The sequence below is a fragment of the Blautia sp. HCN-1074 genome, assembly GCF_037890165.1.
Taxonomy (GTDB): domain Bacteria; phylum Bacillota; class Clostridia; order Lachnospirales; family Lachnospiraceae; genus Blautia_A.
Map to the genome: position 1 here is coordinate 1 of NZ_JBBKBP010000018.1, position 25,751 is coordinate 25,751.

Here is a 25,751-nt window from a genome sequence, read left to right on the forward strand (position 1 = left end):
GAATCGCAGGAAGAATGATCTCAGGGAAATGTCAACATGTATGTAGTTTTGAAGGTGCAAACCTTTATTCCTCCTTAGCTCAGTCGGTAGAGCATGCGGCTGTTAACCGCAGTGTCGTTGGTTCGAGTCCAACAGGGGGAGCTCTCGGAAACGAGTGTTCCGATTAAATTTAATAATTGGCTCCATGGTCAAGCGGTTAAGACACCGCCCTTTCACGGCGGTAACAGGGGTTCAAATCCCCTTGGAGTCATTTAAATAATGAAATGTGATTTTTGAGGCTTGATTCTGTTACAACATGCCGATGTGGCTCAATTGGCAGAGCAGCTGATTTGTAATCAGCAGGTTATCGGTTCGAGTCCGATCATCGGCTTTTTGGACCTTTAGCTCAGTTGGTTAGAGCAACCGGCTCATAACCGGTCGGTCCTGGGTTCGAGTCCCCGAAGGTCCACTTTTCAATTATTTTGGCCCAGTGGCTCAGTTGGTTAGAGCGCCGCCCTGTCACGGCGGAGGTCGAGAGTTCGAGTCTCTTCTGGGTCGTTAGCAATTGGCTGACGAATATTTACTAATTGCGTCATGGAATCTTAGCTCAGCTGGGAGAGCATCTGCCTTACAAGCAGAGGGTCATAGGTTCGAGCCCTATAGGTTCCATATGCCGCAGTGGCGGAACTGGCAGACGCACAGGACTTAAAATCCTGCGGGACTTATACTCCCGTACCGGTTCGATTCCGGTCTGCGGCATGATTATGAGATGCGAGAAATGTTGATTTTTCAATGTTTCTCGCATTTTTCGTTATTAAATATTTTGATTACACTTTTATTTTCCCCTGCTCATTGTTTGTCGCAATTTGAGCAGGGGATTTTTTATTATGGATTAGCCGGATTGCTGTCTGAAAGATCTGTGTCCAAAGTATTAATCATAATTGTGCTTGATTTTGGATCAACAGACTGCTGCCGAATATAATGTAACGTAGTGCGCGTTTCAGAATGTCCTAGCATGGTAGATAACTGATTGAGTGGAACGCCAGCTTCGTAAAGCATAGTTGTAATCGTAAATCTGATCTGATGACTGGAACGATAAGGAATATTCAATGGTTTGCATACTTTATTTTTAAGATGTTCGTTAAAAGAATCAGCATAAATGGGCTGTCCATCTTTCATAAAAAGAAAATCACCATCAGGATTTAATTTCAATGTTTTAGTGATAATTTCCTGTGCCTGCGGAGTAAGAGGAATACTCCGAAATCCTTGTGTTTTGTTACCTTTAATTCTCTCTTCAGTGCTGTATTGAACAGGGCTAAAGGTCAAATCATCATTCATAATTTGCTCTTTTCTAATAGATCTTGAAATATAGATTCTATTATCTTTGATATCACACTTCTTAATGCCAATTAATTCGCCGATGCGTAAGCACAAATAGAAGCACAATTCGATAGCTAGATCGTATATATCTATATCATTTTTTTTATTTAGAAAATCTAAAATTTCTTTTCGCTCTACAAGTGTATAATTGCCTTTGGGTGGTTTCTGAGGCTTGCAGCGAGTTTGAAACTGTTTGAAGTCAACTGTATGCATCGGAGAATCATTAATTACTCTTAATCGGATACCATACTTAAAAATGCCATTAAGCAGACTTTTGACATTTGTTAAACACTTGTACGTAATGGCATGATTCTTGGTGATTTCGAGGAAAAAATTTTCCAGATCAAACATATCAATTTTTGCTACTTTTTTCTGGGCTATTACATTTGATTCCAGGAATCGGTGCCAGTCATTATAATTTTCTTTAATCGTTTTGGCGGCAGTGCCTGTATTACGACGCCAGATCATCCAATTTTTATAAAGTTCTTCTAATGTAATTTCTTTTACGTCATCTTCGTTATGGTGTTGATGATAGTCTGAAATAATAGCATCCAGAACTTTTTGTTTGGTCGATTTTGCAATCTGTCTGCGTCCATGCTTGGCATTGGGGTCTGCTACGTATGTATACCACCGTCCATTAGCACCCTGTGTGATGGCATAGGGATGTTGCTCAATAATTTCTTTATTTTTTTTCATTTCAATTTCTTTCAGCACACCTTCGATATCGACTATACCATACTTGCTGGCTTCTGCCAATAGTGTTAATGCGCTTTGAGCAGTTATTGTATTTTATGGGGAGTAAGATTGTGAATTCAATTTGGATACCTCCATTCTTATTTTGATGGAGGTAATATGATGAATTTAGAAAAAAATGAAAGAGTGTGAGCAATGTGTATAGTGAAAAATAAATAAAAGTGTCCTCATCTTAATCCAGCTACAAAAATATAAGAATTTTTCATTTTATCTTCAGATTCTGAAGATAGGAGTGATAAAATATGGAGCTGAAAAGAGACAATGTAGCATTGCTGGATAAGATATGTGTATATAATTTTCAGATAAGTAAAGTAGAAAATTATGATTATCTGTTGGAAGCAGGAATTATAATTGTCAAAGAAAAACAGAAAAATTATATTGAGATTGCAGGACCAGGACAGTATATCAGCAGTATCAGGATAAAAAAGACAAAGTATTTTGATAGCTTTCTATATGAGGTGGGAAAAGATGGACATCCATATGGCAGAATGGAGATGTCAGTTGATGACGCAGTCTATCACAACCTTAATTGCTTTACAACAATAGAATATGTAGAAAAATTGAAAGAAGCAAAAATTTATTTAAAGGATGAGTATGGCATCATTGTTAATATGGGTGAGTGCAAGTATAAAAGCATAGAAATTAATAAAACAATTGTCATTAATCACAAATTCTCTGAATATGTACGAACGATAAGATTAATGATGTATCTATTGCCAAACAGGTTACGGCTTAGAGAGGTAGAATATATGAGTGAGAGTTTGCATCCATATAAGGCATCAGATTATAAGATGTTTCCGGAGACATATGCGAAAATATCAAGGGGCAAGGAAAAACGGTTAGAAATAAAAATATATGATAAAACCAAGCAATTAGAGCGGTACAAGATAACAGTATGCCATAATTTCCTAAGATGCGAAATAACTTTAAATGGATCTAAAATACAAGAAGTGTTAGGAGATAATGGTGTATATAATGTTACAGATAGCGTGATAAATAATTATTTTAATAGTTTCATAGAGCAAAATTTTATTTTAGAATACGAGAAATATCGTGAAAAAAGGGATAGAGAGATTCGCAAGATTTTGAGACAACATTATAAGCCAGGTAGTCATACTTGGGTTAGGGATGTTTTGTTAGAGGTGTGTGATACTGAGTTGTCTAATGGAATACCATTGGTATTGGATGTTGATGAGATTATCTCTCAACTGGATTGCTTAAAATTGTTAAGTAAACAGTGCAAATATAACGCGAAAAAACAATTTCAGACAGTTTGCAGAGAAAAATGTCCCACATTAGATGATGGAGACAGTGAAAAATTATCTGAGATTGAAAATAAATTACTGACAAAATAGCTATATAACAAAGGGTAGATTCTGCATAGTGTTTTTTCTAAAAAAGTGGATTGAAACATAGGAGATACAAGAGCTTTAAGAGATGATCGAGGTAAGAGATAATATTGTACCGGCATACAAAGTGTGGATAAAAAAGTGAATCGAATTCACTTTTTTTGACAGAATTGAATATAGAGGATGTATTTTTGCTTGTCGATAGTACTCTGTATATTTATAAACAGAGCACTCGACCTTGTAAATAGAAATACTTGTGTGGCTCCAGTTCTCCTGTGCCATTCTGTTGGAAAGCAATACTGCAGTTTGGGCTTTCCGCGGACATACAGGAGAACTGGGAAACTACATAGTTCATGTCAGAAATATTCCATAATTAGTGCTAAGAAAATTCGTCTATGTGTTCTGTATGGAATGGGAAATCTATAGCTAATATATTTGTTAATGTGAACAAGGGGTATATGTTGTAGTGCTCCAAAAGTGATAAGACAGTCGCTATTTTTTACAAACGAGTTTTCAGGGCGGCCCTTTTGAAAATTTCCATTATTTATTTTTACCTAATTTATATATTATTCCTATTATTATAAATGATGCACCTATGTATATTCGTACCAGATCCGAAATAACATTCTCCGCTTTTTCATTTCCATTATATATATTTACAGCTATAAGAAAAATAATGGCTAATATACACCATAGTGCAAATATGCATCTACGAATCTTTTTTTTCTTCACTTCAATCTTCCTTCTTTCTTTCTTTCATGATTAATAATGCCTTGTTTTATTGTCAAATAATCAGAAGTTGAACTAATAATATATAAATTGTATTCACCATCCTCTTTGATAGTTAATGTGTAACTTCCGACTATATTTCTCATGCTCTCCCCTTCATACATAATTCCATCACGGATATAACCTATAACAAATGTCTGTTTTTGAACTGTTTCTGATTTATATTTTTCAAAAGAAAATGTTAAAGTATCGCCTTCTTTGCAATTCCATCCTTTGTAATTATTCACATAAAATACTGCCATGCTTCCATTAGTCATAATAATTTCAGGCGTCACTTCATTTTTTACTTCAAATTCAGAAATAGATGAAGGTAAAACAATATTTTCATTTGCAACACCTTTTATAATGTTACTGTTATCTATAGGGTTTTTATCTATTTGTTTTATACATCTTTCTCCACTATAAGTAACTTCCGGAACAGAATTATCATTTATTTCTTTTCCGATTAATGATCTATTTTCTCTTGTAACTATTTCAGCTCCAAACAACTGAGTGATCCATTGAACTATTTTTCCATGTGTAGTCGCATTAATAATACTGCCCGTTGTAAAAACAAATACAATAATCAGTATTGCAGCCACAATATGAGTCATCCATTTATTATTGAGACATTTGTCCCTATTTAACCGATAATTTCTACCTGTGTTTTTATGTTCCAAACATTGTGCTGCTTCCAAGATGTATTTATCATCTATCTCATTCATTGCATAAAAAATATTTGTCTTCATAAATATTTCCTTTCCGTTAATTGTTTTTTTAACTTTTTCCTTGTTCTAAATAAAATGGATTCCACTTTACTTATGCTCATATTAGTGCATTTTGCAATTTCTTTTACCGGCATGAAATACCAATATCTCAATATAAAAATCTGACGGTGAGATTTTGATAAAGATGTCATGAAAATATCAATTTGTTCTTTTAATTCATTCTCCCTCCAATCATCCATATACTCTTTTGCTAAATAATTACTTAGCTCCTCATACGGCACACACTTATCTATATCTCTTTTGGCAGCATGAATATATTCATATTTTTTTAATGCTTGATTCCTTGCAATCTTTAAAAGATAAGCTTTCAAATTATCCGGTATTATAGGCGGAATTGTCATCCAGGCTCCTAAATATGTATCATTTCTACATTCTTCAACATCTAAAGTATTCTTTATTAATTTACAGATTAAAAAAGTTACAATTTTTCCATACTTTTTATCTGTTTCTATCAATGCATTTTCAGATCTATAATTATATAGCTCAATGATTTTTCTGTCTTCCATTCATTTCCTCCTTTCACTATATAAGTACGGATTTCAGTTTGGATTCTTGCAAATACTTTAAAATTTTTTTTATTAAAGGAAAGGGGCTATCGGTTAATGAATATGTACCCTTCTAGGTAAACAAGTGAAATAATAAAAACTTGTCACTTAGGAGGGAGCAGTTCAATTAACCGACAGCCCCTTTAGTAAAATAGAATATGGGTGAATTTTCTGTCTGTCGATAGTACTCTGTATGTTTATAGGCAGAGTACTTGACCGTAAAAAAAGAATTACTTGTGCGGTTCAGTTCTCCTGTTTCGTCCTGTTGGGAAGCAATACTGCAGCTTGGGCTTTCCGCGGATATTACATAGTCCATGTCAGAAATATTCTATAATTAATGCTAAGAAAATTCGTCTATGTGTCCTTTGTGGAATGGAAAATCTATAGCTAATATATTGGTTAATGTGGACAAGGTGAATATGTTACGGTGCTGTCAAGTGAAAAATCTTTAGTGTAATTACACTTTGTACAAATTTTTCCTTTATATGTTTTTACAGTACACCCTCCATTTTTATTACGAGAATGATTTTTATGCTTACCGTTTACAAAGATATGAGAACAGCCAGCATAAGTTTGAATATCTCCTGGTTCAATAATTATAATATCCCCATTATCTGTAATAAAATAGTTCTCTGTATCTTTGAAATATATTTCGTCAGAAAGAATCATACTGCTTTCGTCTTCAAACGTAATACATTCTATTTCATTCCCATTATCAAAAACAGATACCTGAGCTCCTTCGGCAGGATCAAAAAAACCGGTCCATGGAACAGAACGTAAATCTGCAGTAGGAGGATTGTACGCAAACACTGGAATACAGGAAATACTTATCATAAAGATAATAATTGATACATTTAAAGCAATTTTAGGTTTAACAAAAATACCGATTCTTTTTACTCTTCTTTTAAGAAAAATACGGTTGTTTTTTGAAAACATTAATGTGATTCTGGATTTCACTTCTGAACGTTCCTTTGCGGCGGTCATAATTAACAGATATCCATAACATCTTTGTTCTTCTCTGGAAAGATATTTCATTACATTTTCATCACAAGCAAGTTCCTGTACCTCTATTACCTCGCGAAAGAAAAAGTATACAAAAGGGTTATAGCAATGTAGCATCAGTACCAGAAAAGCCAACTGCCGAAAAAGAAAATCGTGTGATTTTATGTGTTGCAACTCATGTCGAATGATTAAAGGTAAGTTATTTTTATCCGATAATGAGGTTAAAACAATAGATGGATGAAAAGTACCATATGTAAATGGAGAAGATGCTAAACTATTCTCATATACTGTAACTTTGTGCTGTAACTGCATTTCCTGTGATAACATTTCTACGATTTTTATGATTTCAGGATCTGACAACACATTTTGTGAAATTTTTCGGTGAAATCTGGAAAAATTGATTGCCTTATAAAAAATTATTATACTTAAGGAACAAATCCATAATCCTATAAATATTTTCTGTAAAGATCCCACGGAATTTAAATAAAATCCAGTAGATGTCTGAACGATTTTTCCGGTTAAAGAAATTACAACATTTCCATTTAAAGGCTTTGGAGTACTAAAATACCGATGATAAATAAAATACTTCAACAGTGGAAAAGGAACTAAACAAAGAAGCAGACAATATTTTAAACATCTATATCGAAACCTGGCTGAAATATAATTATCAAAAATGGTAGATAATGCTATATAAATAATAAAAGGAAAGGTTCCGGCGGCAGACATGGCAATTAATAATAAAATCAGGCTCTTCATAATCCACACCTCATTCTTGGCAGAGTATTAATCGCAAGTATTATTGTTAATAATATTTTTCAGTTCTTCAATATCTGACTCTGACAATTTTGTGTTGTACGTTAATGAAACCAGCAGATCTGAAATAGAACCATTGAAAGTATTATCTACAAAATCTGTAGCATATTTATGTGCTAATTCCTGTTCCGTAAGTTCAGGATAATAGGAACGTTTACACTTATAGCCCTTTCCTTCCGAATGAAGAATCCCTTTTTTCACAAGACGAGTTAAATAAGTGTGTAAAGTTGGTTGAGCCCAACCATAATGTAATTCCGTATTACAATATTTTTCCACTTCAGAAAAAGAAACAGGAGCATTGGTGTTCCAAAAATATTTCATTAGATTATATTCCATTTTCGATAAATCATAGTATGTATCACTCATAAGATTCCTCCAATCAATTAATATTTTATTTTCATTATATTTCTATGATATCCACCATGTTCCATCTGGGTGTTGCTGTAAGGAACCAATCGTTTCTGATAATACATTTCCCTTAAAATCTCTTACAATCATTTTTTCATAATATTTATATTCTTCGGTTACACAATTGTTATCATCGTCCCAGCCTTCTTCTACCCAGGCAGAGAGATACACTTTTCCGTCTACTATCATACGTACACTCTCATTAAGAGTTGTGGGAAATCTAAAACTTTCTGGATAGTAGCTGACAAACTCATCATCTTCACTTGTAATGTAAATATCCTCTCCGATAATACGCAGATTATAAAGGTCTACATCCGCTATATTAAATTGTATAATCAACTCTGGAATTTTATCTGGAAGATATCTGAAGAGAGTAATTTTCCCACTATTATAATCTCCTTGTAAAAACCAAAAAAAATTCTTTAAATAAACAGGTGGGCCATATAATACATTCCTCTGTTTTTGAAATGGTTCATAAATTTTACCATTATTGTAATCATAAAAAGAAATAATTGAACCTTGATACCCACCTTTTTTTGACCATTCAATCATATCATAAAAGTCTGTTGTATTACTCATTGAATATCCGATACGAGATTGACCTGAAATTTCTTCGATATATTTTCCTGACACAACTTCAAAACGATTAAGTTTTATAACAATCACCTTCTTATAGCTAAATTTCGATTTACCCATTTATAGTATAGTATATAAATGTACATGAAATGTCAATAAATATATTACATGAATGTAGAATAATTTTATTGACATCATTGTAGAATAATGATATTCTATAACCAAACAGAAACAAGTATAAAAGTAGTACTATCAGTTTTTTTGCAGCGAAAGGAATATTTTAACAAACTGCCAAATTTAGAAAGAGGTGATTTTATGTTGAGACAACATAAAAAAATTACAGCAGTTGTAGGGTTGACTATAAGTGCCTTGATGATTTCATCTGCATGCTATGCTCAGGATGATCCGAATGATGGATATGTTATTCACTATGACTTTGAAACTCAGGAAACTACTTATTATGGTTACGACAAAGAAAATCATGAATTTTACGAAGTAGATGATTATGTTGAACCTGATCGTACAGCCAGTGATGGAACTGCTGATATTGCTGATGCTCCAGATGAGATGGAGGGAGTAAATCCGGGAAATATTTATGTGGATAATCAGTCAATAAAAGAAGACGTTGATAATCCATATACAATTCTTCTTTTCAGTGGAAGTATGCCAACTGTATACAAATATAACAAAGAACAACCAGACGATCCATGGACTGTTGTAAGTCAGGAAAAAGTAAACTTGTTAGAAGGTAAGGTAAATAAAGTATCAAAATCCTACTTGATTTTTACAGATCAAAATAATGATGATATTAAAGTAAAAATCAAGAAGGATGAGCGGTGGCATCCAGGTGATGAAATTAAAGTGTTCGGCTTAACGAAAACGAAAGATGGAAAGGTTAAGCTTGCAAAGCAGTATGGATATTATAAGGTTGAATAATATATTAGGAAAAGAACACACATTAATAGAGTAAAATATATGAAAAAGGTCTTGGAACTTTTACAGTTTCAGGGCTTTTTTCTTTTGGGTAAATTCTTGGCATATTGTTAAGCGTGAAAAGTAGTGGACTCTTTGGATTGTAACTGCCGGATTTGAGCGACTAATGGCTTGCCATTAGTCGTATTGGGTTACTACTTTTGACAGAGAAAACATTGAATTGGGAGACCGAACTCTGGAGAGAGGATACGGTCGGGAGGAAGCAGGGAAGGAGAGAGTGACTATATGCCTAAGACTGTGAGTGTGCATAATGGCAGCGCAGCAAATCGAGAGCATAACCGGCGTAATCCCAGAACAACCGGTCAGATGCCACATATACAGCAGGATCTTGTTCATCATAATGAGACATGGATAGATATTCCTGTCCGAGAAGCCTATAAGCAGATTTTCCAGACTGCAGTCGATGATTACAATCGTCGTCAGTCAAGACCAGAGAGGAAGATTAGAGATTATTACAATCAGATTAGGAAATCAGCTAAGAAACATACCGCCTATGAGCTGATTATCCAGATTGGAGATAAGAATGACACCGGCTTGTCGGCAGACAATGAGATTGCCTGTCTCCGAGAATATTATAATAATTGGCAGTAGCGTAATCCTAATCTTTTTCTGTGTGGGGCATATCTGCATCGGGATGAGTCTACAGTCCACCTGCATATGGACTATATCCCAGTGGCACATGGATATACCAGAGGGATGTGTATCCAAAACGGACTGGTACGGGCGTTGGGCGAACAGGGATTCTTCAAAGAAGGCAGACAGACTGCTCAAATTTTATGGGAGAAGCGCGAACGACAAGAACTGGAACGTATTGCCCGGGATCATGGCATTGATATCTATCATCCGGATGGTGAGAAGAGACATCACCTGGATACGGAGATATACAAGCTTACGCAGGAAATTTCGCGTCAGCATATAGAATTAGACCAAAATGCGAATGACCTTAAGACAGGAAAACAGGCCCTTGATGATGTCCAAAATGCATTATCTGCAGATAGACAGGAATATACCATGCTCCGGCAGCAGCTTAGTAATGCCAGAAGAGCGATAGATGTTTATGAAAAGTTGAAACAGGAGTATGGGAGTCTACAGGATTCTTACAGAGAACTGCAAAATCAACATAATCAACTTATACAGGCAACTACTATAATCAAGGGTACGAGTAGAGAAGAGGTACCTCATCGTCGTTCTATTGTGAGTGGTAATTATAGTGTTCCGGAAGATGAGTACAAGTTGTTGTTGTCTGACCATCAGATTGCTGATACATACCGTAGAGAATTGGCAAAATACCAGCAGCAGATAGAGAGGCTGGCAGAGAAAAATCAGAAATTAGCAGAAAGTCGTGATATATACCAGGATGAACATTTGTATTTGAGAGAAAAATTGTTAGAGGTTAATAGATATCTTAATATGGTTGGATTGTTAGATGATTATAATGATTATCATCAGGAGCAGGAACGACAGAGGAATGCAGACATAACGGAACAGATTAGTTATGATGTTTCAGATCGGGCGGAAAATTTTGCGGAATGGGAACCGGAACGTTAGGCATTGATTTTTCCGTGTCAGAACTGGGAATGTATATAACAGGATATAATAATTATGACACATGGGAGTGCATCGAGAGAAACTCACTTAGAGTAATGCGCTCTTGTACTCACTTCGAGGTGTCAATCCTTTCGTTTTATCTCCTGGTGTATTTTTCTTCCAGACACCAGGAGAGTTTTAAGATTTTTGCATTACGCGAAAAAATATGATGGTCCCGTGGATTAGCCCCCGGAAAATAAAATATAAGCCAAAAAAGTGAATTCGAATTCACTTTTTGGTAGGCGACTGTATATTTACATAATGTAGAAAGAGACGGCTTCATTAATTTTTAAATGCAGTCTCTTTTTTGGTGTTATGAGAGTTCGGAAAATAATTCATTTTTATATTTATAAAATGTGTTTCGCGAAATTGCGAGGATATCTATAATTTCTCGGTCACACATATTTCCGTCAAAGGCTTTGGACATTTTTTTGATAAGTGGTTTCATCGCTTTGGATTTTTTTGTGGTCAATCGGCTACCTTTGACCTGACCAATCTGTTTTTGCTTGGCAGGGGGAAGAAACGGATTATCACGTTGGACAATCTTAATTCCTTCTGAAATACGTTGGTGCAGATCTGTAACTTCCTTTTCGGATTGTTGAAATGCGATGCGTATTTTTTCGAGAGTTTCTTCGTCTTGAAATACGGTGATGGCATCTAATACAGATTGGATTAGATTATCTATAGATTTTTTACCAGTATGAGCTATCTCATATTTTCGATTTTGCATGCGTTTATAATATTCGGTGTTGATATGTGGCTCTTTTATAAACATTAAATCAACGCCTTGATGAAGTAGCTGCATGTAATGGTGCAATGATACATTCGGTAGACGGTATTCAACCAAGGGATTTGTTATGGCGATTAAAGTGTACCAGAAGTATGATGACAGAGGGGCTCTTGAGCAAATATGTATATAAATATAATTCTGAAAAAAAGCAGTTAGAGCAAATGTATCTGTAGAAAATGTATTGTAGATTGAAAGAAAGCTGTATCTTTGATGATGCAGCTTTTTAAAAAGAAAGTTGAGAAATGTGGAAATGATTAAAATCAGATTAATGGGGGAAAGAGAAGATATAAAGATCATAATTGAAAACATTAGTCATATTAATGATGTTAGAATTTTGTCCCTGTCAGATTTCTATGCCAATAGAGGAGGGGCAAGTGATTATGGAAGAATCTATATGGAAGTGGAGAAAAAAGATGCTGTGTAATGTTATATGGAAAGGAAGGGTATAGGAATGAAAGGCAAAATGTTAAAAGAAGTACAATTTGTGGATGACGAACATGAAAAATTTTTCTTGGATAATATTGTAAGATGCAGATATGAGGAGGTGTATCATCATGCCCTGATATATTGTCTGGGAATTAGCGAGACTACGCGAAGGAATATAGACAGTATTTATGATTTTGCAACAGGATGCATTAAAACAGAATGTCTTTGTGAAGACTGGCAGACGAGCGGGAGTATTAGAATTGTAAGATTAGCATTTTGTCTATATTGTGAAGGAACACCGAGTGTAAATGATATGGAGGATGTGGATTCTAAGTTGGCAGAATGTAGAGAATACACAGTAGGACAGATTTTCTGCTGCGAATATGCTAAATATTTTTTGGAAGCGATTAAATTAAGATATCCGGAATATTGCTTATGATTATTTGGTCGTGGATAAAATGTGAGTATTGTCACAAAGAGGTATAAAAGAGTTGCTTTTTTCGCTGAATTGAATATACTTATAAGCAGGAATAGAAATGTTCTCGATGTAAGAGCATCGTTAAAAGTTGGGTTGCAGATGGAGCAGGGTAACTTTCCATTTCATTAGATGTTTTATCTGGACATCGAGCCTGGCAGCTTGGATAAAGCTGTAGTCCACGTGGGGGACTTAATGATTTCCACGTCGTTATGGGTATCTTAACTGGATGCCGAGGCTGACAACCAGCAGAAAACTCTTTATAAATGGATTTTCAGAGGAGTGTGGGTAGAAACCATGCTCCTTTTTATTAATTATGAAAGATGAAAGAGTAAAAAATATTAGAAATATTATTTAGTTCAAGATTAGCTTAATATAGTCTAAATAAATAGAGAGATAATATGATATATACGCACCGCATAGTTTTCTTTATACAAATTTTATAGAATATTTTTTGTGAGAATGCTATACTGTAAGTAGTAATAGGAAAGAAATATAATATGTAATGAAAGGGGTAATATATAATGGAAGTTGTTCGTAAAATTGTAGATGCAAAAAAATTGATGTCTGTGATTCCATTGCCAGAGACTATGCGTAACAGGCGAGTGGAAGTCATTGTATTACCTGCTGAGGAACAGAAAGTTTCTGAGAATTTAAAGAAGAGTGGCAATATAGAATCTTTAGTGGATTCATTAGTAGGAGTTATTCGGGACACGGGTATGACACTGGAGGATTATCGCGCTGAAAGGCTGGGAAAGTATGAGAATCTTGATTGATACAAATGTAATATTGGATGTGTTGTTGAAACGATCTCCATTTTACGAAACAGCGATAGAAGTTTTAAAGTTATCGGCAAGAGATGATATTCAGGAATTTGTTTCAGCTTCAGCAATTACAGATATTTACTACATTGCATATAAGAATTTAAGAGATAAGGCAGCAGTAAGAGAGCTTCTGAAAAAACTGCTTTTGATTGTGTCCGTGGCAGGTGTTTCGGAGGAAGAAATCCAAAAAGCACTGGAATTGGAATGGAACGATTTTGAGGATTCTGTACAGTATTCAGTAGCAGCACTAAATGAGATGGATGGAATAATTACTCGAAATGTAAAGGATTATTCATCAGCAGAAATGCAGGTATGGGAACCGGCTCAGTTTCTTGAAAAAACAAAGTGCTGATTTGCTTACACTTTTGATTACACTCAAAAGAAGGTGTGCTGAACCCTCCTGTTTTTCTAGGTTTGCAGACCTGAATTCCGGTTCGATTCCGGTCTGCGGCATGATTTTAAGTGAGAGAAACGTTGTAAAATCAACGTTTCTCTTATTTTTTTTCTTATAGGTTTTGAACACACTTGAATCAAGTGAATTCCATGCTTCGATAAAAGGGCAACAATTATCTGAGAATCTGTGTTAGAATAAAGATAATAAGAGATAAACAGAAAGAGAGAAACGAAGTAATGTCACAAAAACAAAACACGTTAACAAGAACAGGAATCGTAGCACTTCTTGCCTGTGTATGCTGCATTTTATGGGGAAGTGCAATTCCGGTGATCAAGACGGGATATAGCTTGATGAATGTAGATTCCGCAGACACTGCCAGTCAGATCGTATTTGCCGGAATTAGATTTACATTGGCGGGAATTCTGGTTCTGATTTTTGCATCTGTTCGTGAGAAAAAGATTATGATCCCGGACAGGGAAATCCTGAAATATGCTGTGCCGGTATGTCTGGCTCAGACAGTAGGACAGTATTTTTTCTTTTATATAGGCGTTGCGCATACGTCCGGAGTTAAAGGTGCTATCATTACCGGGCTTGGAAATTTTATCGCAATTTTATTGTCCTGTCTGGTTTTTCGAAAAGAACGTATGACGGGGAGAAAAATTGCAGGCTGTGTACTGGGATTTGCAGGAGTTGTAGTAATTAATCTTATGGGAAATTCTCTTGATATGGGATTTAAGCTGACAGGAGAAGGATTCATTCTGATTGCACAGCTTTCCTATGGAATCTCTACGGTACTGATCAATCTTTTTTCCAGAAAAGTCTCTCCGGTGGTATTGAGCGGAACCCAGTTTACGATGGGAGGGATTGTCCTGACATTGATTGGTATCGGAATGGGAGGTCATTTGGGAAATGTTACAGTGGGAGGTGTGGCTATCATCTTTTATCTGGCAATGGTTTCTGCGGTGGCTTATACACTCTGGTCGGTTCTGCTTGCATGGAACGATGTCTCGAAAGTTGCTATTTTTGGATTTGTCAATCCGTTGTGCAGTGTGATATTGTCCGCATTGATACTTGGAGAGGTAAAGCAGGCATTCAATATCGGAAGTCTGGTGGCTCTGATCCTGGTTTGTGCCGGAATTTATATTGTCAATGCGAAGGTAAAAGACTCGAAAAGGGAAATATAAAACCATGTAAGCAAAAGGGGTTGTTTTGAAGATGTAATTCAGCGATATCCCATAAACAAGTATAAAAAAATGAAGCAGACAAAACATCTGCTTCATTTTTTTATACTTGTATTCTGTCTGCAACTTCGTTTCCCAGAACGATTTTTCGATTAGCGGAAGAAATGATCAGAGAGTCGTGGAATTTCTGAAGGACGCGGATCGTACTGCCTTCATGAATGTCCATATCGTTCATAGCTTTCATAACTTCTGGCAGTCCGAACATCCATTTGATCGTATAAGTGCTTCCCTGACTGGATTTTGATAATGAATGCATAAAAACAACCTCCTTGCATAGAAATAAGGCGGGTAATTAAAATTTACCTGGTGTCAGGTATTTGTCATACCTGAAATTGACAGAGACACATGGAAACGGATTACCATAAAATTACTAAAAGTTAATATCAGATAATTTGTTTCTTAAGTTTTAATAATTGTATAACTGTAAGTGCCAGTTCGTCAATTATAACATTATTCTATGCAATATCTGAATAATCCTTCATTTATTCAGATATTTCAGGCTGACTGAGGCTTTTTTATCTGTGCAATCAGATTCGCAGACAAGTGGATGATATAGTTATTTCGATAGATCAGGTAAGTCCCTGGATTCAATTCCGGATATCCGATTACTCGAAAGTTATTCTACGAATTTCAGATTTTCCAGAGCATAGCGGAGTGCCATGCACATCAGTTCATTTCTCGAACGTCCGCTTTTTGCAGATAATTTATCATATTCTTCCTGAAGTTCACGTTCAAGTCGGATGGTCATAGTAATAGATTTATCCTCTTTTTTATCAGTATATTTTGGCCGGACAATAAAATCTTTTGTCATGATTATACCTCCTATAATATAAAGTATAATTACAAGGCATTGACATTGATATATCACAAAACTATAATACATATATGTAACACGATACAAAAGAAAAAGCATTGCCATAGGTTTATATGCTACAAAAGAGGGGAATATTATAATTAGTGTAGTAGTAGATTTCCGGAATAATTTTACGTTTAAATTTCTTATTTCCGCATTACCATTGGTTGTTATAGCTACCACTACGTCTTGAAATAAAAATTTATCCGGAAAGATTATTTCAAGAATCAACTTGTTAGTACACTGATGATTAGCTGAGATTAATTTTTAGAGAGTTAGAAGAATAATGAAAAGTATAATTCAGAAATTGTACAATCTGTGCATGGAAGAAAATGACAGGACAGACATTGAGAGGCTGAGAACACAGGGCGATGATCTGTGTAAAAAGAAAAGAGAGGATGCCTATCAGTCATACCAGAAACTACGCTCCAGGCTGACAGGAGAACTGGCAGAGGAACTGGACATACTGATGGATAAACATCTGGAAATATTTCCACAGGAATTGGAAAACAGTTTTGAGGCAGGATTTAAAACAGGAGCAAAATTGATGTGTGAAATTTTTTCAGAAGAAGCAGAGACAATAAAGAGATACGGTTCGTTCCGTGACCAATGACAAGAAAGACAAAAGCTTATAGATTTGCAGACAGATGCCCGTGGAGAGATCCGCGGGCATTTGTCTGAGGAATAACATCAGTTACGAGTCAAAATTCATTAAAAATCGCCTTTGATGATAGGATTTTGACTTGTATGTCTCGGGATAGTAGACTGCTGAATAGTTACAGCTATTCAATAAACTGTGATTGCATTTTCGTTACTTTAGACAGTCACGTGAGGTTCATTCTTATCAGCAGTTGCAAGAGTATTAAATGGAATCTCATTTAAAAGCCGCTCAATCGTATGCATATGCTCATTCATAATTTTTTCTGCAAGAGGTGCATCTTTGTCAGTTATTGCATGAACAAGTCGTGTGTGCTGAGAATCAATTTCAGGTGCATCGTTGTTCTTTTTCATAAAATAAGAACGTATTCCGGTAATCATGTTTTCTGTAAGCTGGGCAGAAGCATTCAACACGCTCAGGATTAATGGATTTGCAGAAATCTGTGCAATTTTCATATGCAGATCACGATCCAGATCACCGCGGACTTTTTCATCCTGGGTGCTGTCCAGTTTGGCAATAATAAGCTGGAGTTCAGCTGCATCTAATGGTGTACAGTTTTGGGCTGCGAGAAATGCAGCTTTACTTTCCAGTGCACCTCGAAGCTGCAGGGCATCCTGAATTTTACTGTTATACATCTGAAACAGGATAGATAATGGCTCAGTAAGACAGTTGCGGAGATCTGCTGCAATATAATTAGCGCCGCCATGTACGCTGACAGTAATCCCCAGCAGGGAAAGTGCTTTCAGAACTTCACGTAAAGCAGGTCTGGAAATTCCGAATTCTTCAGCCAGGATACGTTCCGCCGGAAGAGCATCTCCCGGTTTCAGTTCTCCGGTCTGGATTTTTTCGATGATCTGTTTGAGAACATCATTGAATGTGCTGGTTTTATCTATTTTTCTAAACATCTATTTTCCTCTTTCTTTATCCTTTTGTCATATAGCGGAATGCACGTATATTTATTATTATAACTTATAAAAACACAGATGCAACTGATTCTTTTTGAATTTATTGTGTCTGTTTAGTTACTGTTCACTGGTAATATCCCGCGAGGTGTTTTTTGTGAGCGAAGGTCACCTACAGGACCTGCCACTGTCAGCTCCTTACGGATGCATGGAAACTTTGCGGTATATTTTGCAGAAAGCCTTTTTCAAACACACTCTAAGACAAAGGATTTTGACATAAACTTGCAAAAAGTTATAACTTGTTTATAAATTTTATGATTTTATTAGAAATTAGACAAATTTCTCTCACATTTATACGTTATGATATTTACATCTTAAGGAGATGACAGACCTTAAGAAAAAATCTTTCCTTTCCCTAAAAAGTGTAAAATGAACAGTAGATCACCGCTCAACCGACAAGATCGCCGGAGGGGCGGTGATTTTATTTTATAAGAACCCTGTGCTGAGTTCTTATGAACGTCTGTAACGGTTGAAGCAGGCGTAGATTTCCTGAGAACGTGGGACGGCATAGCCACAGGAAATTTTATGATTGTCTGCGAAGAAAGCCAAACCGTTTTGAGTCAGATTTTTTTGCAGGAATTCTACGATTTCAGGAAGTGTTCTTTTTCCATCAATCAGGTGTTCTACCGCATATTTCAGAAGGAGACTTAAAGCGGCAGTTTGTTCTGTATCGATCAGCTGCTCGATATAGCGAAGATCGATTTCCTGCCGGCCAAGAGAGAATCCGTCTGTTTTGGAGACTTTGGTTTTTAAACGTTCAGGTCTGTCATTATTGTGCTGGTGTCTGTTACGCTGTGAAGAACCAGAAGATTGCACTGCTTTCGTCATTATACGGTGACTTTCTGGAATGCGAAATTCCGGGACCGGAACATTCGCCAGAGGATATTGGCCGCATAATGATTTGACAGAAGCGGTAATGTCCTTGGGTATATAATTGTCCATCTGAATGACTGTGTCTGCAATATGAAAGAATGCTCCGGAACTTCCAGCTACCAGTATGGTAGAAATACCTGCTTTTTCATAAAGGTCACGTGCACGCTCAAGGAAAGGCGTGATTGGCTCTTTATCCCGTTGAATGACTTGCTGCATAAAGGCGTCCCGTACCATAAAATTAGTGGCAGAAGTATCTTCATCAAGAAGGAAAAGCTGGCTTTTTGCTTCCATACTTTCTACGATTCCGGCCGCCTGGGAAGTACTTCCGCTGGCGTCCAGTGTGGAAAAACAATGGGTATCTTTTTTATTTGGAAGGTCATTGATGAAGAGAGAAATATCGACATCTTTGATAAAACGGCCTTCCTCAGAACGAAGCTTAACAGCTGTGTTATCTGTGATTACATATTCGCGTCCATCTCCTGGGATATGATTATATACGCCAAGTTCAAGCGCATTCAGAAGAGTAGATTTGCCATGATAACCACCGCCTACGATCAAAGTGATTCCCTTTGGAATTCCCATTCCTGTGATTGTTCCTTGGTGTGGAAGCTCCATGGAAATACGTAGACTTTCAGGAGAATTGAAAGGGATGGAATCCTTCATAGGGCGGGAAGAAATGCCGCTTTCTCTGGGAAGAATAGCACCATCAGCTACAAATGCGCAAAGATTTCGGCAGGACAGTTCATGACGGATGAATTCCTGATCTTCGGCAAGCTGCATATAATTTAACAGGTTCTGTGCATCAAGACTGCAATAGAAGAAAGATTTGCGAACACATACAGGCAGGAAATCAAAAAGAATTTTTTCCAGTTCTGTGGCGTTAATGGTACGTCCATTGGCAGGAAAGCCTACAAAGAAACGGACGGTTATGCCCTTTTCATTGATTTCACACGCTGTTCGGGAAAGAATTTCCTGATCGCAGTGGCTTACTGTGATAAGACCGCTTTTACCGGAGCCTTTTGCACGGAAACTAAAGTGGCTGACCTGTTTTTCAAACTGGCGGGTGAGGTAGTCACAAAGAGTTGTTCTGGAGAGAAAATTTTTATAATATTCTTTCGGAAAGCGGGCATCTGTGTGGGAAATCTGGACGCTTACGTGAGAAGGGGATGCAAAAGGATCACCCTGTACATGGTCGATGGAAAGAAGATAATTTCCGAAATGATAGACACCTTTCAGAGCTTTGTAGGCTGGATAACTTTTTCTGTTTATGGAATGAAGCTGCTGACGCAGCTCTTCTGAATTATTCATGTGGAAACCTCCTGAATTAATTGATAGATTGTTATTTTTTACACGCTGTTATTCTGCGGAGTGTTTTGACATGTATATGCCAAAATTCCAAGACATACAAGCCTCAATTCCATTGTTGCTGCAAGCGATCTGGAATTAGGGATACATTATTGAGAAACGAAGTGAACAGCTATGTAGAATCTAAATATAACTATAATAGAAGCTAAGAAGATTGTCCAGACACAGGAAGTTAGGAATAAAAAACTTTTTGAGCTTAACATCATTGTATGGAAAAATTAAGAAGGATGTTTTATAATAGAAAAAGCAATACTAGAGTCAGATAGTTGCCGAAAAAATAAACGGCGGCAACGTCAGATAGAAAGGCGGAATCATAAATGGAACGTAGAAATGCATGGCTTTCTTATACAGAAGCAGAAGAAAAAGAATTAGAAAAGACTGCGAAAGCATATCGAAACTTTCTTAATGCAGGTAAGACAGAACGCGAATGCGTGACACAGATCGTGAAAGAAGCCCGCGAAGCAGGTTATGAATCTCTGGAAGAAAAGACTGCAAAGGGTGAGAAACTGAAAGCCGGAGATAAAATTTATACAGTAGGAATGAAGAAAATCGTTGCGCTTTTCCATATCGGTCAGGATGATATTGAAGAGGGAATGAACATTCTGGGTGCACATATCGATTCTCCGCGTCTTGATGTAAAACAGAATCCTCTCTATGAAGATACAGACCTCGCATATCTGGATACTCATTACTATGGAGGTGTTAAGAAATACCAGTGGGTAACACTTCCACTTGCAATCCATGGAGTAGTAGTAAAGAAAGACGGAAGTGTAGCAGAGGTAAATATTGGTGAAGATGAAGAAGATCCAATCGTATATATTACAGACCTTCTGATCCATCTGGCAGGAAAGCAGATGCAGAAAAAAGCTGCCGAAGTAATTGAGGGAGAGAATCTTGATATTCTGATCGGAAGCAGACCATTAAAGGATCTTCCGGATGATAAGAAGAAAGAGGCAGTGAAACAGAATGTACTGAATATCCTCAAAGAGAAATATGCCATAGAAGAAGAGGATTTCCTTTCTGCTGAACTTGAAATCGTACCGGCAGGTAAGGCAAGAGAGTGTGGCCTTGACAGAAGTATGATCGCGGCTTACGGCCAGGACGACAGAGTCTGCGCGTATACTTCTCTGCTTGCAATGCTTGAAATGGAAGCACCGAAACGCACCTCATGCTGTCTGCTCGTAGACAAAGAAGAAATCGGAAGCGTAGGTGCAACAGGAATGCAGTCCCGTTTCTTTGAGAATGCAGTGGCAGAACTTCTGGATGCAATGGGCTGCTACAGTGAGCTGAAACTAAGAAGAGCGCTGAAGAATTCCAGCATGCTTTCCTCCGATGTAAGCGCGGGTTATGATCCTTCTTATGGAGAAGCATTTGAGAAAAAGAATGCTGCTTATCTGGGAAGAGGTATCGTACTGAATAAATTTACCGGAGCAAGAGGTAAATCCGGATCAAATGATGCAAATGCAGAATATGTGGCAAGAGTAAGAAACATTTTTGATACTCATGAAATCGCATTCCAGACTGCTGAGCTTGGTAAAGTAGATGTAGGTGGTGGCGGAACAATCGCATATATCGCAGCTTTATATGGAATGGAAGTAATCGACAGCGGTGTTGCGGTACTGAGCATGCATGCGCCTTGGGAAGTAACGAGCAAAGCAGATGTTTATGAAGCGAAGAAAGCGTATAAGGCATTTTTACTGGATGCATAAAAATATGAAGAAAATGCAGTTTTTGTTTCGTTTATAGTTAACAGAGACTTGCTGATTCCACAGAAAAGGACAGAACTTTTTGGAAAATTAAGGATCTGTCCTTTGCTTTATAGCAATTTCAGAAAATACTGTAATTAATCCAGCCCATCAGAGAGTGAAACCCTGCTGGAGTGTCTTACTTGCATTATTTTCTGGAATTGTTATAGGAAATTACTTTGTAATTTTTTCGGGATATAATAAGATCCGTCGGGATGAATGAATTATGGCGGATAATATATTGTATATTGGAATTGCGGGATAAATGGAGGAAAAAATGGGAGAAGCGCTGATCAGAGTAAAAGATTTGTGTAAGATATATAATCCCGGTGAGAATGAAGTGCGGGCACTGGATCATATTAATCTGGAAATCGATAAAGGTGAATTTGTTGCGATCATCGGACAGTCGGGATCCGGGAAATCTACGTTTATGAATATGCTGGGGTGCCTGGACGTTCCTACTTCCGGTGAATATTTTCTGAATGGTACAGATGTATCTACGATGGAAGACAATGAACTTTCAGAAGTGAGAAATCGAGAGATTGGATTTATTTTTCAGGGATTTAATCTGATTTCCAATCTGACTGCCATAGAGAATGTAGAACTTCCCCTGGTATATAGGGGTGTAGACAGAAAAACCAGACATAAACTCGCCGTGGAATCCCTGACCATGGTCGGGCTTGAGAAACGAATGGATCACAAACCAAATGAAATGTCAGGCGGACAGCAGCAGAGGGTTGCCATTGCCAGGGCGATAGCAGCGCAGCCACCGGTAATCCTGGCGGATGAGCCGACTGGAAATCTGGATTCTGCGTCCAGTAAGGAGATTTTGCAGATTTTGAAAAATATGCATGAGCAGGGGAAAACAGTCATACTGATCACTCATGATAACGGGATTGCTGCACAGGCGAGACGTGTGGTCAGGATTATAGATGGCAAGATCGAGTCAGATTTCGTTAATGAGAATTATGGAAAAGAAGAATACGTGAAAAACCAGCTGGATGCCTGAATGATGTTTTGTAAATAGCAGATGTATTAAGTTGCATACGGAAAGCTATATTATTGGAGTGAGATAAATAACAGAATGATTGCATTAACTGCATTATTTTCTGAAATTGCTATAGATGCGAGGAGGAATCAGGTAAAATTATGAAAAAAAAGAAGAGTAAAAAGAAAATTATCATAGGTGCAGCTGCTGTTTTAGTTGTTGCAGGCGGTGTTACGGTAGCAGGACAGAGAAATTCAAAGGAAACGCAGATTCCGCAGGTGCCGGTAGTAACGGCTGAGATGGGAGACGTTGAAGAAATCGTAGATGCTACAGGAACAGTAGGAAGTGAAGAGGAAAAGACATATTATTCTCCGGTAAACGCAGAGTTAAAAACAGTTTCTTTTTCCCAGGGAGATGTGATAAAAAAAGGAACGAAGCTGATTGAATTTAACACAGAGGATCTGGAGAAAGATAATCAGAAAGCTGAACTGAATTTAAAATCAACGAAATATGATACGAAAGACACCCGGAATAAATCTGATAAAGCAGAGAAGAAGCAGAAAGATGCGAAAAAGAATGTTCAGGAACTTGAGAAGAAGATAAAGGATAAGAAAGCTTATGTGGCGTCTTTGAAGTCTCAGATTTCGGCGGCAACAGCTGCGGCTCAGCGGGAAGCAGCAGCTCAGGCGTCTGCACAGGCAGCAGCCCAGGCCCAGGCACAGCAGCAGGAAGCGCAGGCAAAAGCCCAGGCCGAGGCGAAGAAACAGCAGGAAATTCAGCGCAAATATCAGGCGGCGCTTAATACATATAAGACAGAAACCCTGCCACAATACCAGCAGAAACTTTCCGAGCTGAATTCGCAGTATAACCAGGCACAGAGTACCTATAATCAGGCAGACACTGCATATCAGATGGCATTTGCCACATGGCAGGCAGATCCTTCTGATGAAAATATACAGACCCTGAATGCTGCAGAAACTTCCAGAACTCAGGCACAGATTGCAATGCAGCAGGCAAAACAGGCATATGAGGATTATAAACAGCAGACACCTCAGATGCCGGACCTGTCTGATTTTACTCAAAATAGTTCCGGATCTTTAGAAGAGTTTACAGATGGTACAGAAGATGATTCATCAGAGGATGATACAGCGTCGGGAGATTATGCCTATAGTGGAGGTGACAGCAGCGCAGTAACTGCCGATACTTCTGCGTTGGAGAGTGCATTGGAATCAGCCAGCGATGAACTTGCCGAGCTTCAGTCGGATCTGGCTTCTGAGAAAGCAATCGCAGAAGCAGATTCCACGAGTCTGACAAAAGAGGAAAAAGAGAAGTTAAAAGTAACCGATAACCTTTCTGAATTGGATGCAAAATCAGCTAAAGAGCTGGTGGAGGAAGGAAAGAAAGGAATCACAGCGGAATTTAACGGAATCGTTTCCAAGGCAGATATCAAACAGGGAGCGGCAGTTACCCAGGGAATGGAGCTTTTTACCATCCAGAATACAGATAAAGCGAGTGTGGATGTGACTCTTTCCAAATATGATTATGATACGGTAAAAGAGGGACAGTCTGCAGAAATCACACTTGGTGATAATACTTATCAGGGTACGGTGACTAAGATGAGTCATATTGCAGTGCAGAATGAGAAAGGCACACCTGTTATTTCTGCGACGGTAAGCATCAATGATCCGGATGATGATATTTTTCTGGGAGTAGATGCAAAGGTCAAGATTCATGCAGCATCTGCAAAGAACGTTGTAACTCTTCCGGTGGAAGTGGTGAATATCGGAAAAGATGGATCTTTCTGTTATGTGATAGAGGATGGTCTGGTGACGAAAAGAGATATCACAACAGGAATCAGCTCAGAGGACTATGTGGAAGTTATAGATGGAATCAAGGAAGGCGAAGAGGTAATTTCTGATCTGGGAGATTATACAGAAGGAATGGAAGTACAGGCAGTTTCTGAACAGACGGGAGAGGATGCCGATGAGTAATCTGTATGAATATATCAAAATGGCGGTCCATAATATTATGGCAAATAAAGGCCGTTCTTTTCTGACTATGCTTGGTATTATCATTGGTATTGCATCCGTAATCGCAATCGTGTCTATCGGTGAGGGAACTAAGAATCAGATGAACAGTGAGATTGATGACATCGGTGGAGGACAGATTGCCATCAGCGTCAGCAGTGATGCCCAGACAGCGGAAGAGTGGATTACTGCTGATGATGTGGAGGCGATCAGAGAGCTGGACGAAGTGGAAGGTGTAAATGTTTCTGATTCTTTTGACGGAGAAACAACTACCGGTAAGGGAAACTTCACACTTATGGTGACCGGAGAAGGACCTGATGCGAAGTTGTTAAATAATGCAACAATGAAGCATGGAGTCTATTTTGGGGAAAATGAGGTCCAGGAAGGGAAAAACGTTTGTGTAATTTCTGATTCAGATGCGAAAAGACTCTTTGGTACAGATGATGTTGTGGGAATGAGCATAGATGTTAACTGCTATGGTCTGACTAAGAGCTTACGTATCTGCGGTGTGACAACGCAGAAGGAGAATGGAACTTTTGTAAGCTATACATATGAAGGAATGCCGGTTACGGTTAATGTTCCATACACTACAATGAATGAGTTTACCGGTGTATCGGATTATTTTTACTCTGCGACGATACAGGGAGATAAGAGTCTGGACAGTCAGAAAGTTGCGGATAAGGTAGTGAGTCTGCTTGAAAAAAGACACCAGTGTGCTGGTGAGGATTATTTTCAGGTGCAGAGTTTCCAGGATATTATGAGTTCCATGAATCAGATGCTGGATATGGTAACTGCATTTATTTCCTTTGTCGCAGGAATTTCACTGCTGGTTGGAGGAATCGGCGTTATGAATATCATGCTGGTTTCTGTAACAGAACGTACCAGGGAAATTGGTATCCGTAAATCGTTGGGAGCGAAGACTTCTTCTATTATGATGCAGTTTCTGGCGGAGGCTGCGATTCTGACTGTAATTGGTGGTCTGATAGGCATTGTACTGGGCGTGATCGGAGGGTATGCGATCTGCTCAATCATAAGCAGTAGTATGGAGATGACGATCACACCTGGAATCAGTCTGAAGACGATTTTGGCGGCAACACTATTTTCTTGTGCGGTGGGTGTTTTCTTTGGAATCTATCCTGCCAAAAAAGCTGCAAAACTCAGCCCGATTGAGGCACTTAGACGTAATTAA

The 25,751-nt window shown here is 37.7% G+C and carries 25 protein-coding genes and 7 tRNA genes; 21 read left to right on the forward strand and 11 right to left on the reverse strand.

Annotated elements, in window-relative coordinates:
* Window positions 1–68 precede the first annotated feature (68 nt).
* The 7 genes from WKT11_RS13865 to WKT11_RS13895 all read left to right on the forward strand — a co-directional run bounded on the left by WKT11_RS13865 (window position 69) and on the right by WKT11_RS13895 (window position 738).
* Window positions 69–141 (forward strand) — tRNA-Asn (locus WKT11_RS13865).
* Window positions 142–178: 37 nt separating this feature from the next.
* Window positions 179–250: transfer RNA gene (locus tag WKT11_RS13870), tRNA-Glu, on the forward strand.
* 47 nt (window positions 251–297) lie between these two features.
* Window positions 298–370, forward strand: a tRNA-Thr gene (locus WKT11_RS13875).
* Window positions 371–374: 4 nt separating this feature from the next.
* A tRNA-Ile gene (locus tag WKT11_RS13880) sits at window positions 375–448 on the forward strand.
* Window positions 449–463: 15 nt separating this feature from the next.
* Window positions 464–537 (forward strand) — tRNA-Asp (locus tag WKT11_RS13885).
* Between the two features lie 38 nt (window positions 538–575).
* Window positions 576–648, forward strand: a tRNA-Val gene (locus WKT11_RS13890).
* A gap of 3 nt (window positions 649–651) precedes the next feature.
* Window positions 652–738, forward strand: a tRNA-Leu gene (locus WKT11_RS13895).
* Window positions 739–864: 126 nt separating this feature from the next.
* Here WKT11_RS13895 and WKT11_RS13900 read toward each other — a convergent pair.
* Complete coding sequence (locus WKT11_RS13900; protein ID WP_118138100.1) at window positions 865–2,115, reverse strand: tyrosine-type recombinase/integrase; 1,251 nt, start codon at window positions 2,113–2,115, stop codon at window positions 865–867.
* Between the two features lie 239 nt (window positions 2,116–2,354).
* Here WKT11_RS13900 and WKT11_RS13905 point away from each other — a divergent pair, with 239 nt between their 5' ends.
* On the forward strand, window positions 2,355–3,467 hold the full coding sequence (locus tag WKT11_RS13905; protein ID WP_118609775.1) for a hypothetical protein: 1,113 nt from the start codon (window positions 2,355–2,357) through the stop codon (window positions 3,465–3,467).
* A 722-nt stretch (window positions 3,468–4,189) separates the two neighbouring features.
* On the opposite strand, the gene WKT11_RS13910 is transcribed toward WKT11_RS13905, so the two are convergent.
* From WKT11_RS13910 to WKT11_RS13930, 5 genes are all read right to left on the reverse strand, one after another.
* On the reverse strand, window positions 4,190–4,978 hold the full coding sequence (locus WKT11_RS13910) for a hypothetical protein (RefSeq protein ID WP_117845279.1): 789 nt from the start codon (window positions 4,976–4,978) through the stop codon (window positions 4,190–4,192).
* On the reverse strand, window positions 4,975–5,523 hold the full coding sequence (locus WKT11_RS13915) for an RNA polymerase sigma factor (RefSeq protein WP_025581000.1): 549 nt from the start codon (window positions 5,521–5,523) through the stop codon (window positions 4,975–4,977). The genes WKT11_RS13910 and WKT11_RS13915 overlap by 4 nt, the downstream gene beginning before the upstream one ends.
* A gap of 438 nt (window positions 5,524–5,961) precedes the next feature.
* Window positions 5,962–7,320 (reverse strand): M56 family metallopeptidase, encoded by a 1,359-nt coding sequence (locus WKT11_RS13920; RefSeq protein ID WP_117676706.1) that lies wholly within the window; start codon window positions 7,318–7,320, stop codon window positions 5,962–5,964.
* A gap of 27 nt (window positions 7,321–7,347) precedes the next feature.
* Window positions 7,348–7,743, reverse strand: coding sequence for a BlaI/MecI/CopY family transcriptional regulator (locus tag WKT11_RS13925; protein WP_340285021.1), 396 nt, complete (start codon window positions 7,741–7,743; stop codon window positions 7,348–7,350).
* Between the two features lie 42 nt (window positions 7,744–7,785).
* Window positions 7,786–8,481, reverse strand: coding sequence for a hypothetical protein (locus WKT11_RS13930; protein WP_340285023.1), 696 nt, complete (start codon window positions 8,479–8,481; stop codon window positions 7,786–7,788).
* 141 nt (window positions 8,482–8,622) lie between these two features.
* Between WKT11_RS13930 and WKT11_RS13935 the strand changes: the two genes are divergently transcribed.
* The 3 genes from WKT11_RS13935 to WKT11_RS13945 all read left to right on the forward strand — a co-directional run bounded on the left by WKT11_RS13935 (window position 8,623) and on the right by WKT11_RS13945 (window position 10,902).
* Window positions 8,623–9,297: a hypothetical protein gene (locus WKT11_RS13935; RefSeq protein ID WP_147348966.1), complete on the forward strand. Its 675-nt coding sequence runs from the start codon at window positions 8,623–8,625 to the stop codon at window positions 9,295–9,297.
* Between the two features lie 282 nt (window positions 9,298–9,579).
* Complete coding sequence (locus WKT11_RS13940) at window positions 9,580–9,945, forward strand: hypothetical protein (RefSeq protein WP_118138108.1); 366 nt, start codon at window positions 9,580–9,582, stop codon at window positions 9,943–9,945.
* 66 nt (window positions 9,946–10,011) lie between these two features.
* Window positions 10,012–10,902 (forward strand): hypothetical protein, encoded by an 891-nt coding sequence (locus tag WKT11_RS13945; RefSeq protein WP_118138110.1) that lies wholly within the window; start codon window positions 10,012–10,014, stop codon window positions 10,900–10,902.
* Window positions 10,903–11,254: 352 nt separating this feature from the next.
* Here WKT11_RS13945 and WKT11_RS13950 read toward each other — a convergent pair whose 3' ends face one another.
* Window positions 11,255–11,716, reverse strand: a complete 462-nt coding sequence (locus WKT11_RS13950; RefSeq protein WP_117676711.1) for a hypothetical protein — start codon at window positions 11,714–11,716, stop codon at window positions 11,255–11,257.
* A 265-nt stretch (window positions 11,717–11,981) separates the two neighbouring features.
* On the opposite strand from WKT11_RS13950, the gene WKT11_RS13955 reads away from it, so the two are divergent.
* The 5 genes from WKT11_RS13955 to WKT11_RS13975 all read left to right on the forward strand — a co-directional run bounded on the left by WKT11_RS13955 (window position 11,982) and on the right by WKT11_RS13975 (window position 15,034).
* Window positions 11,982–12,155: a hypothetical protein gene (locus WKT11_RS13955; protein WP_178760851.1), complete on the forward strand. Its 174-nt coding sequence runs from the start codon at window positions 11,982–11,984 to the stop codon at window positions 12,153–12,155.
* A gap of 27 nt (window positions 12,156–12,182) precedes the next feature.
* Window positions 12,183–12,596 (forward strand): DUF6075 family protein, encoded by a 414-nt coding sequence (locus tag WKT11_RS13960; protein WP_243009631.1) that lies wholly within the window; start codon window positions 12,183–12,185, stop codon window positions 12,594–12,596.
* A 560-nt stretch (window positions 12,597–13,156) separates the two neighbouring features.
* Window positions 13,157–13,408, forward strand: coding sequence for a hypothetical protein (locus WKT11_RS13965; protein WP_025581010.1), 252 nt, complete (start codon window positions 13,157–13,159; stop codon window positions 13,406–13,408).
* On the forward strand, window positions 13,392–13,808 hold the full coding sequence (locus WKT11_RS13970) for a PIN domain-containing protein (RefSeq protein ID WP_025581012.1): 417 nt from the start codon (window positions 13,392–13,394) through the stop codon (window positions 13,806–13,808). Before WKT11_RS13965 ends, WKT11_RS13970 begins: the two co-directional genes overlap by 17 nt.
* A gap of 278 nt (window positions 13,809–14,086) precedes the next feature.
* A complete protein-coding gene (locus WKT11_RS13975; protein ID WP_117676713.1) occupies window positions 14,087–15,034 on the forward strand; it encodes a DMT family transporter in 948 nt (315 codons plus the stop codon).
* 100 nt (window positions 15,035–15,134) lie between these two features.
* Here WKT11_RS13975 and WKT11_RS13980 read toward each other — a convergent pair whose 3' ends face one another.
* Window positions 15,135–15,347, reverse strand: coding sequence for a FeoA family protein (locus WKT11_RS13980; RefSeq protein ID WP_055199642.1), 213 nt, complete (start codon window positions 15,345–15,347; stop codon window positions 15,135–15,137).
* Window positions 15,348–15,707: 360 nt separating this feature from the next.
* Complete coding sequence (locus WKT11_RS13985) at window positions 15,708–15,902, reverse strand: ribbon-helix-helix domain-containing protein (protein ID WP_055199643.1); 195 nt, start codon at window positions 15,900–15,902, stop codon at window positions 15,708–15,710.
* Between the two features lie 328 nt (window positions 15,903–16,230).
* Here WKT11_RS13985 and WKT11_RS13990 point away from each other — a divergent pair, with 328 nt between their 5' ends.
* On the forward strand, window positions 16,231–16,557 hold the full coding sequence (locus tag WKT11_RS13990) for a DUF6809 family protein (RefSeq protein WP_118247745.1): 327 nt from the start codon (window positions 16,231–16,233) through the stop codon (window positions 16,555–16,557).
* 203 nt (window positions 16,558–16,760) lie between these two features.
* Here WKT11_RS13990 and WKT11_RS13995 read toward each other — a convergent pair whose 3' ends face one another.
* Both WKT11_RS13995 and WKT11_RS14000 read right to left on the reverse strand, forming a co-directional pair.
* A complete protein-coding gene (locus WKT11_RS13995) occupies window positions 16,761–17,507 on the reverse strand; it encodes a FadR/GntR family transcriptional regulator (RefSeq protein ID WP_118137675.1) in 747 nt (248 codons plus the stop codon).
* Between the two features lie 507 nt (window positions 17,508–18,014).
* The gene (locus WKT11_RS14000) at window positions 18,015–19,745 is read right to left on the reverse strand and encodes an ABC-ATPase domain-containing protein (protein WP_055199653.1); all 1,731 of its coding nucleotides are present in this window, start codon (window positions 19,743–19,745) and stop codon (window positions 18,015–18,017) included.
* 374 nt (window positions 19,746–20,119) lie between these two features.
* Here WKT11_RS14000 and WKT11_RS14005 point away from each other — a divergent pair, with 374 nt between their 5' ends.
* From WKT11_RS14005 to WKT11_RS14020, 4 genes are all read left to right on the forward strand, one after another.
* Window positions 20,120–21,511: an aminopeptidase gene (locus WKT11_RS14005; RefSeq protein ID WP_118591254.1), complete on the forward strand. Its 1,392-nt coding sequence runs from the start codon at window positions 20,120–20,122 to the stop codon at window positions 21,509–21,511.
* 313 nt (window positions 21,512–21,824) lie between these two features.
* The gene (locus WKT11_RS14010) at window positions 21,825–22,556 is read left to right on the forward strand and encodes an ABC transporter ATP-binding protein (RefSeq protein WP_055199655.1); all 732 of its coding nucleotides are present in this window, start codon (window positions 21,825–21,827) and stop codon (window positions 22,554–22,556) included.
* A 140-nt stretch (window positions 22,557–22,696) separates the two neighbouring features.
* The gene (locus WKT11_RS14015) at window positions 22,697–24,526 is read left to right on the forward strand and encodes an efflux RND transporter periplasmic adaptor subunit (RefSeq protein ID WP_340285040.1); all 1,830 of its coding nucleotides are present in this window, start codon (window positions 22,697–22,699) and stop codon (window positions 24,524–24,526) included.
* A complete protein-coding gene (locus WKT11_RS14020; RefSeq protein WP_118137685.1) occupies window positions 24,519–25,751 on the forward strand; it encodes an ABC transporter permease in 1,233 nt (410 codons plus the stop codon). The genes WKT11_RS14015 and WKT11_RS14020 overlap by 8 nt, the downstream gene beginning before the upstream one ends.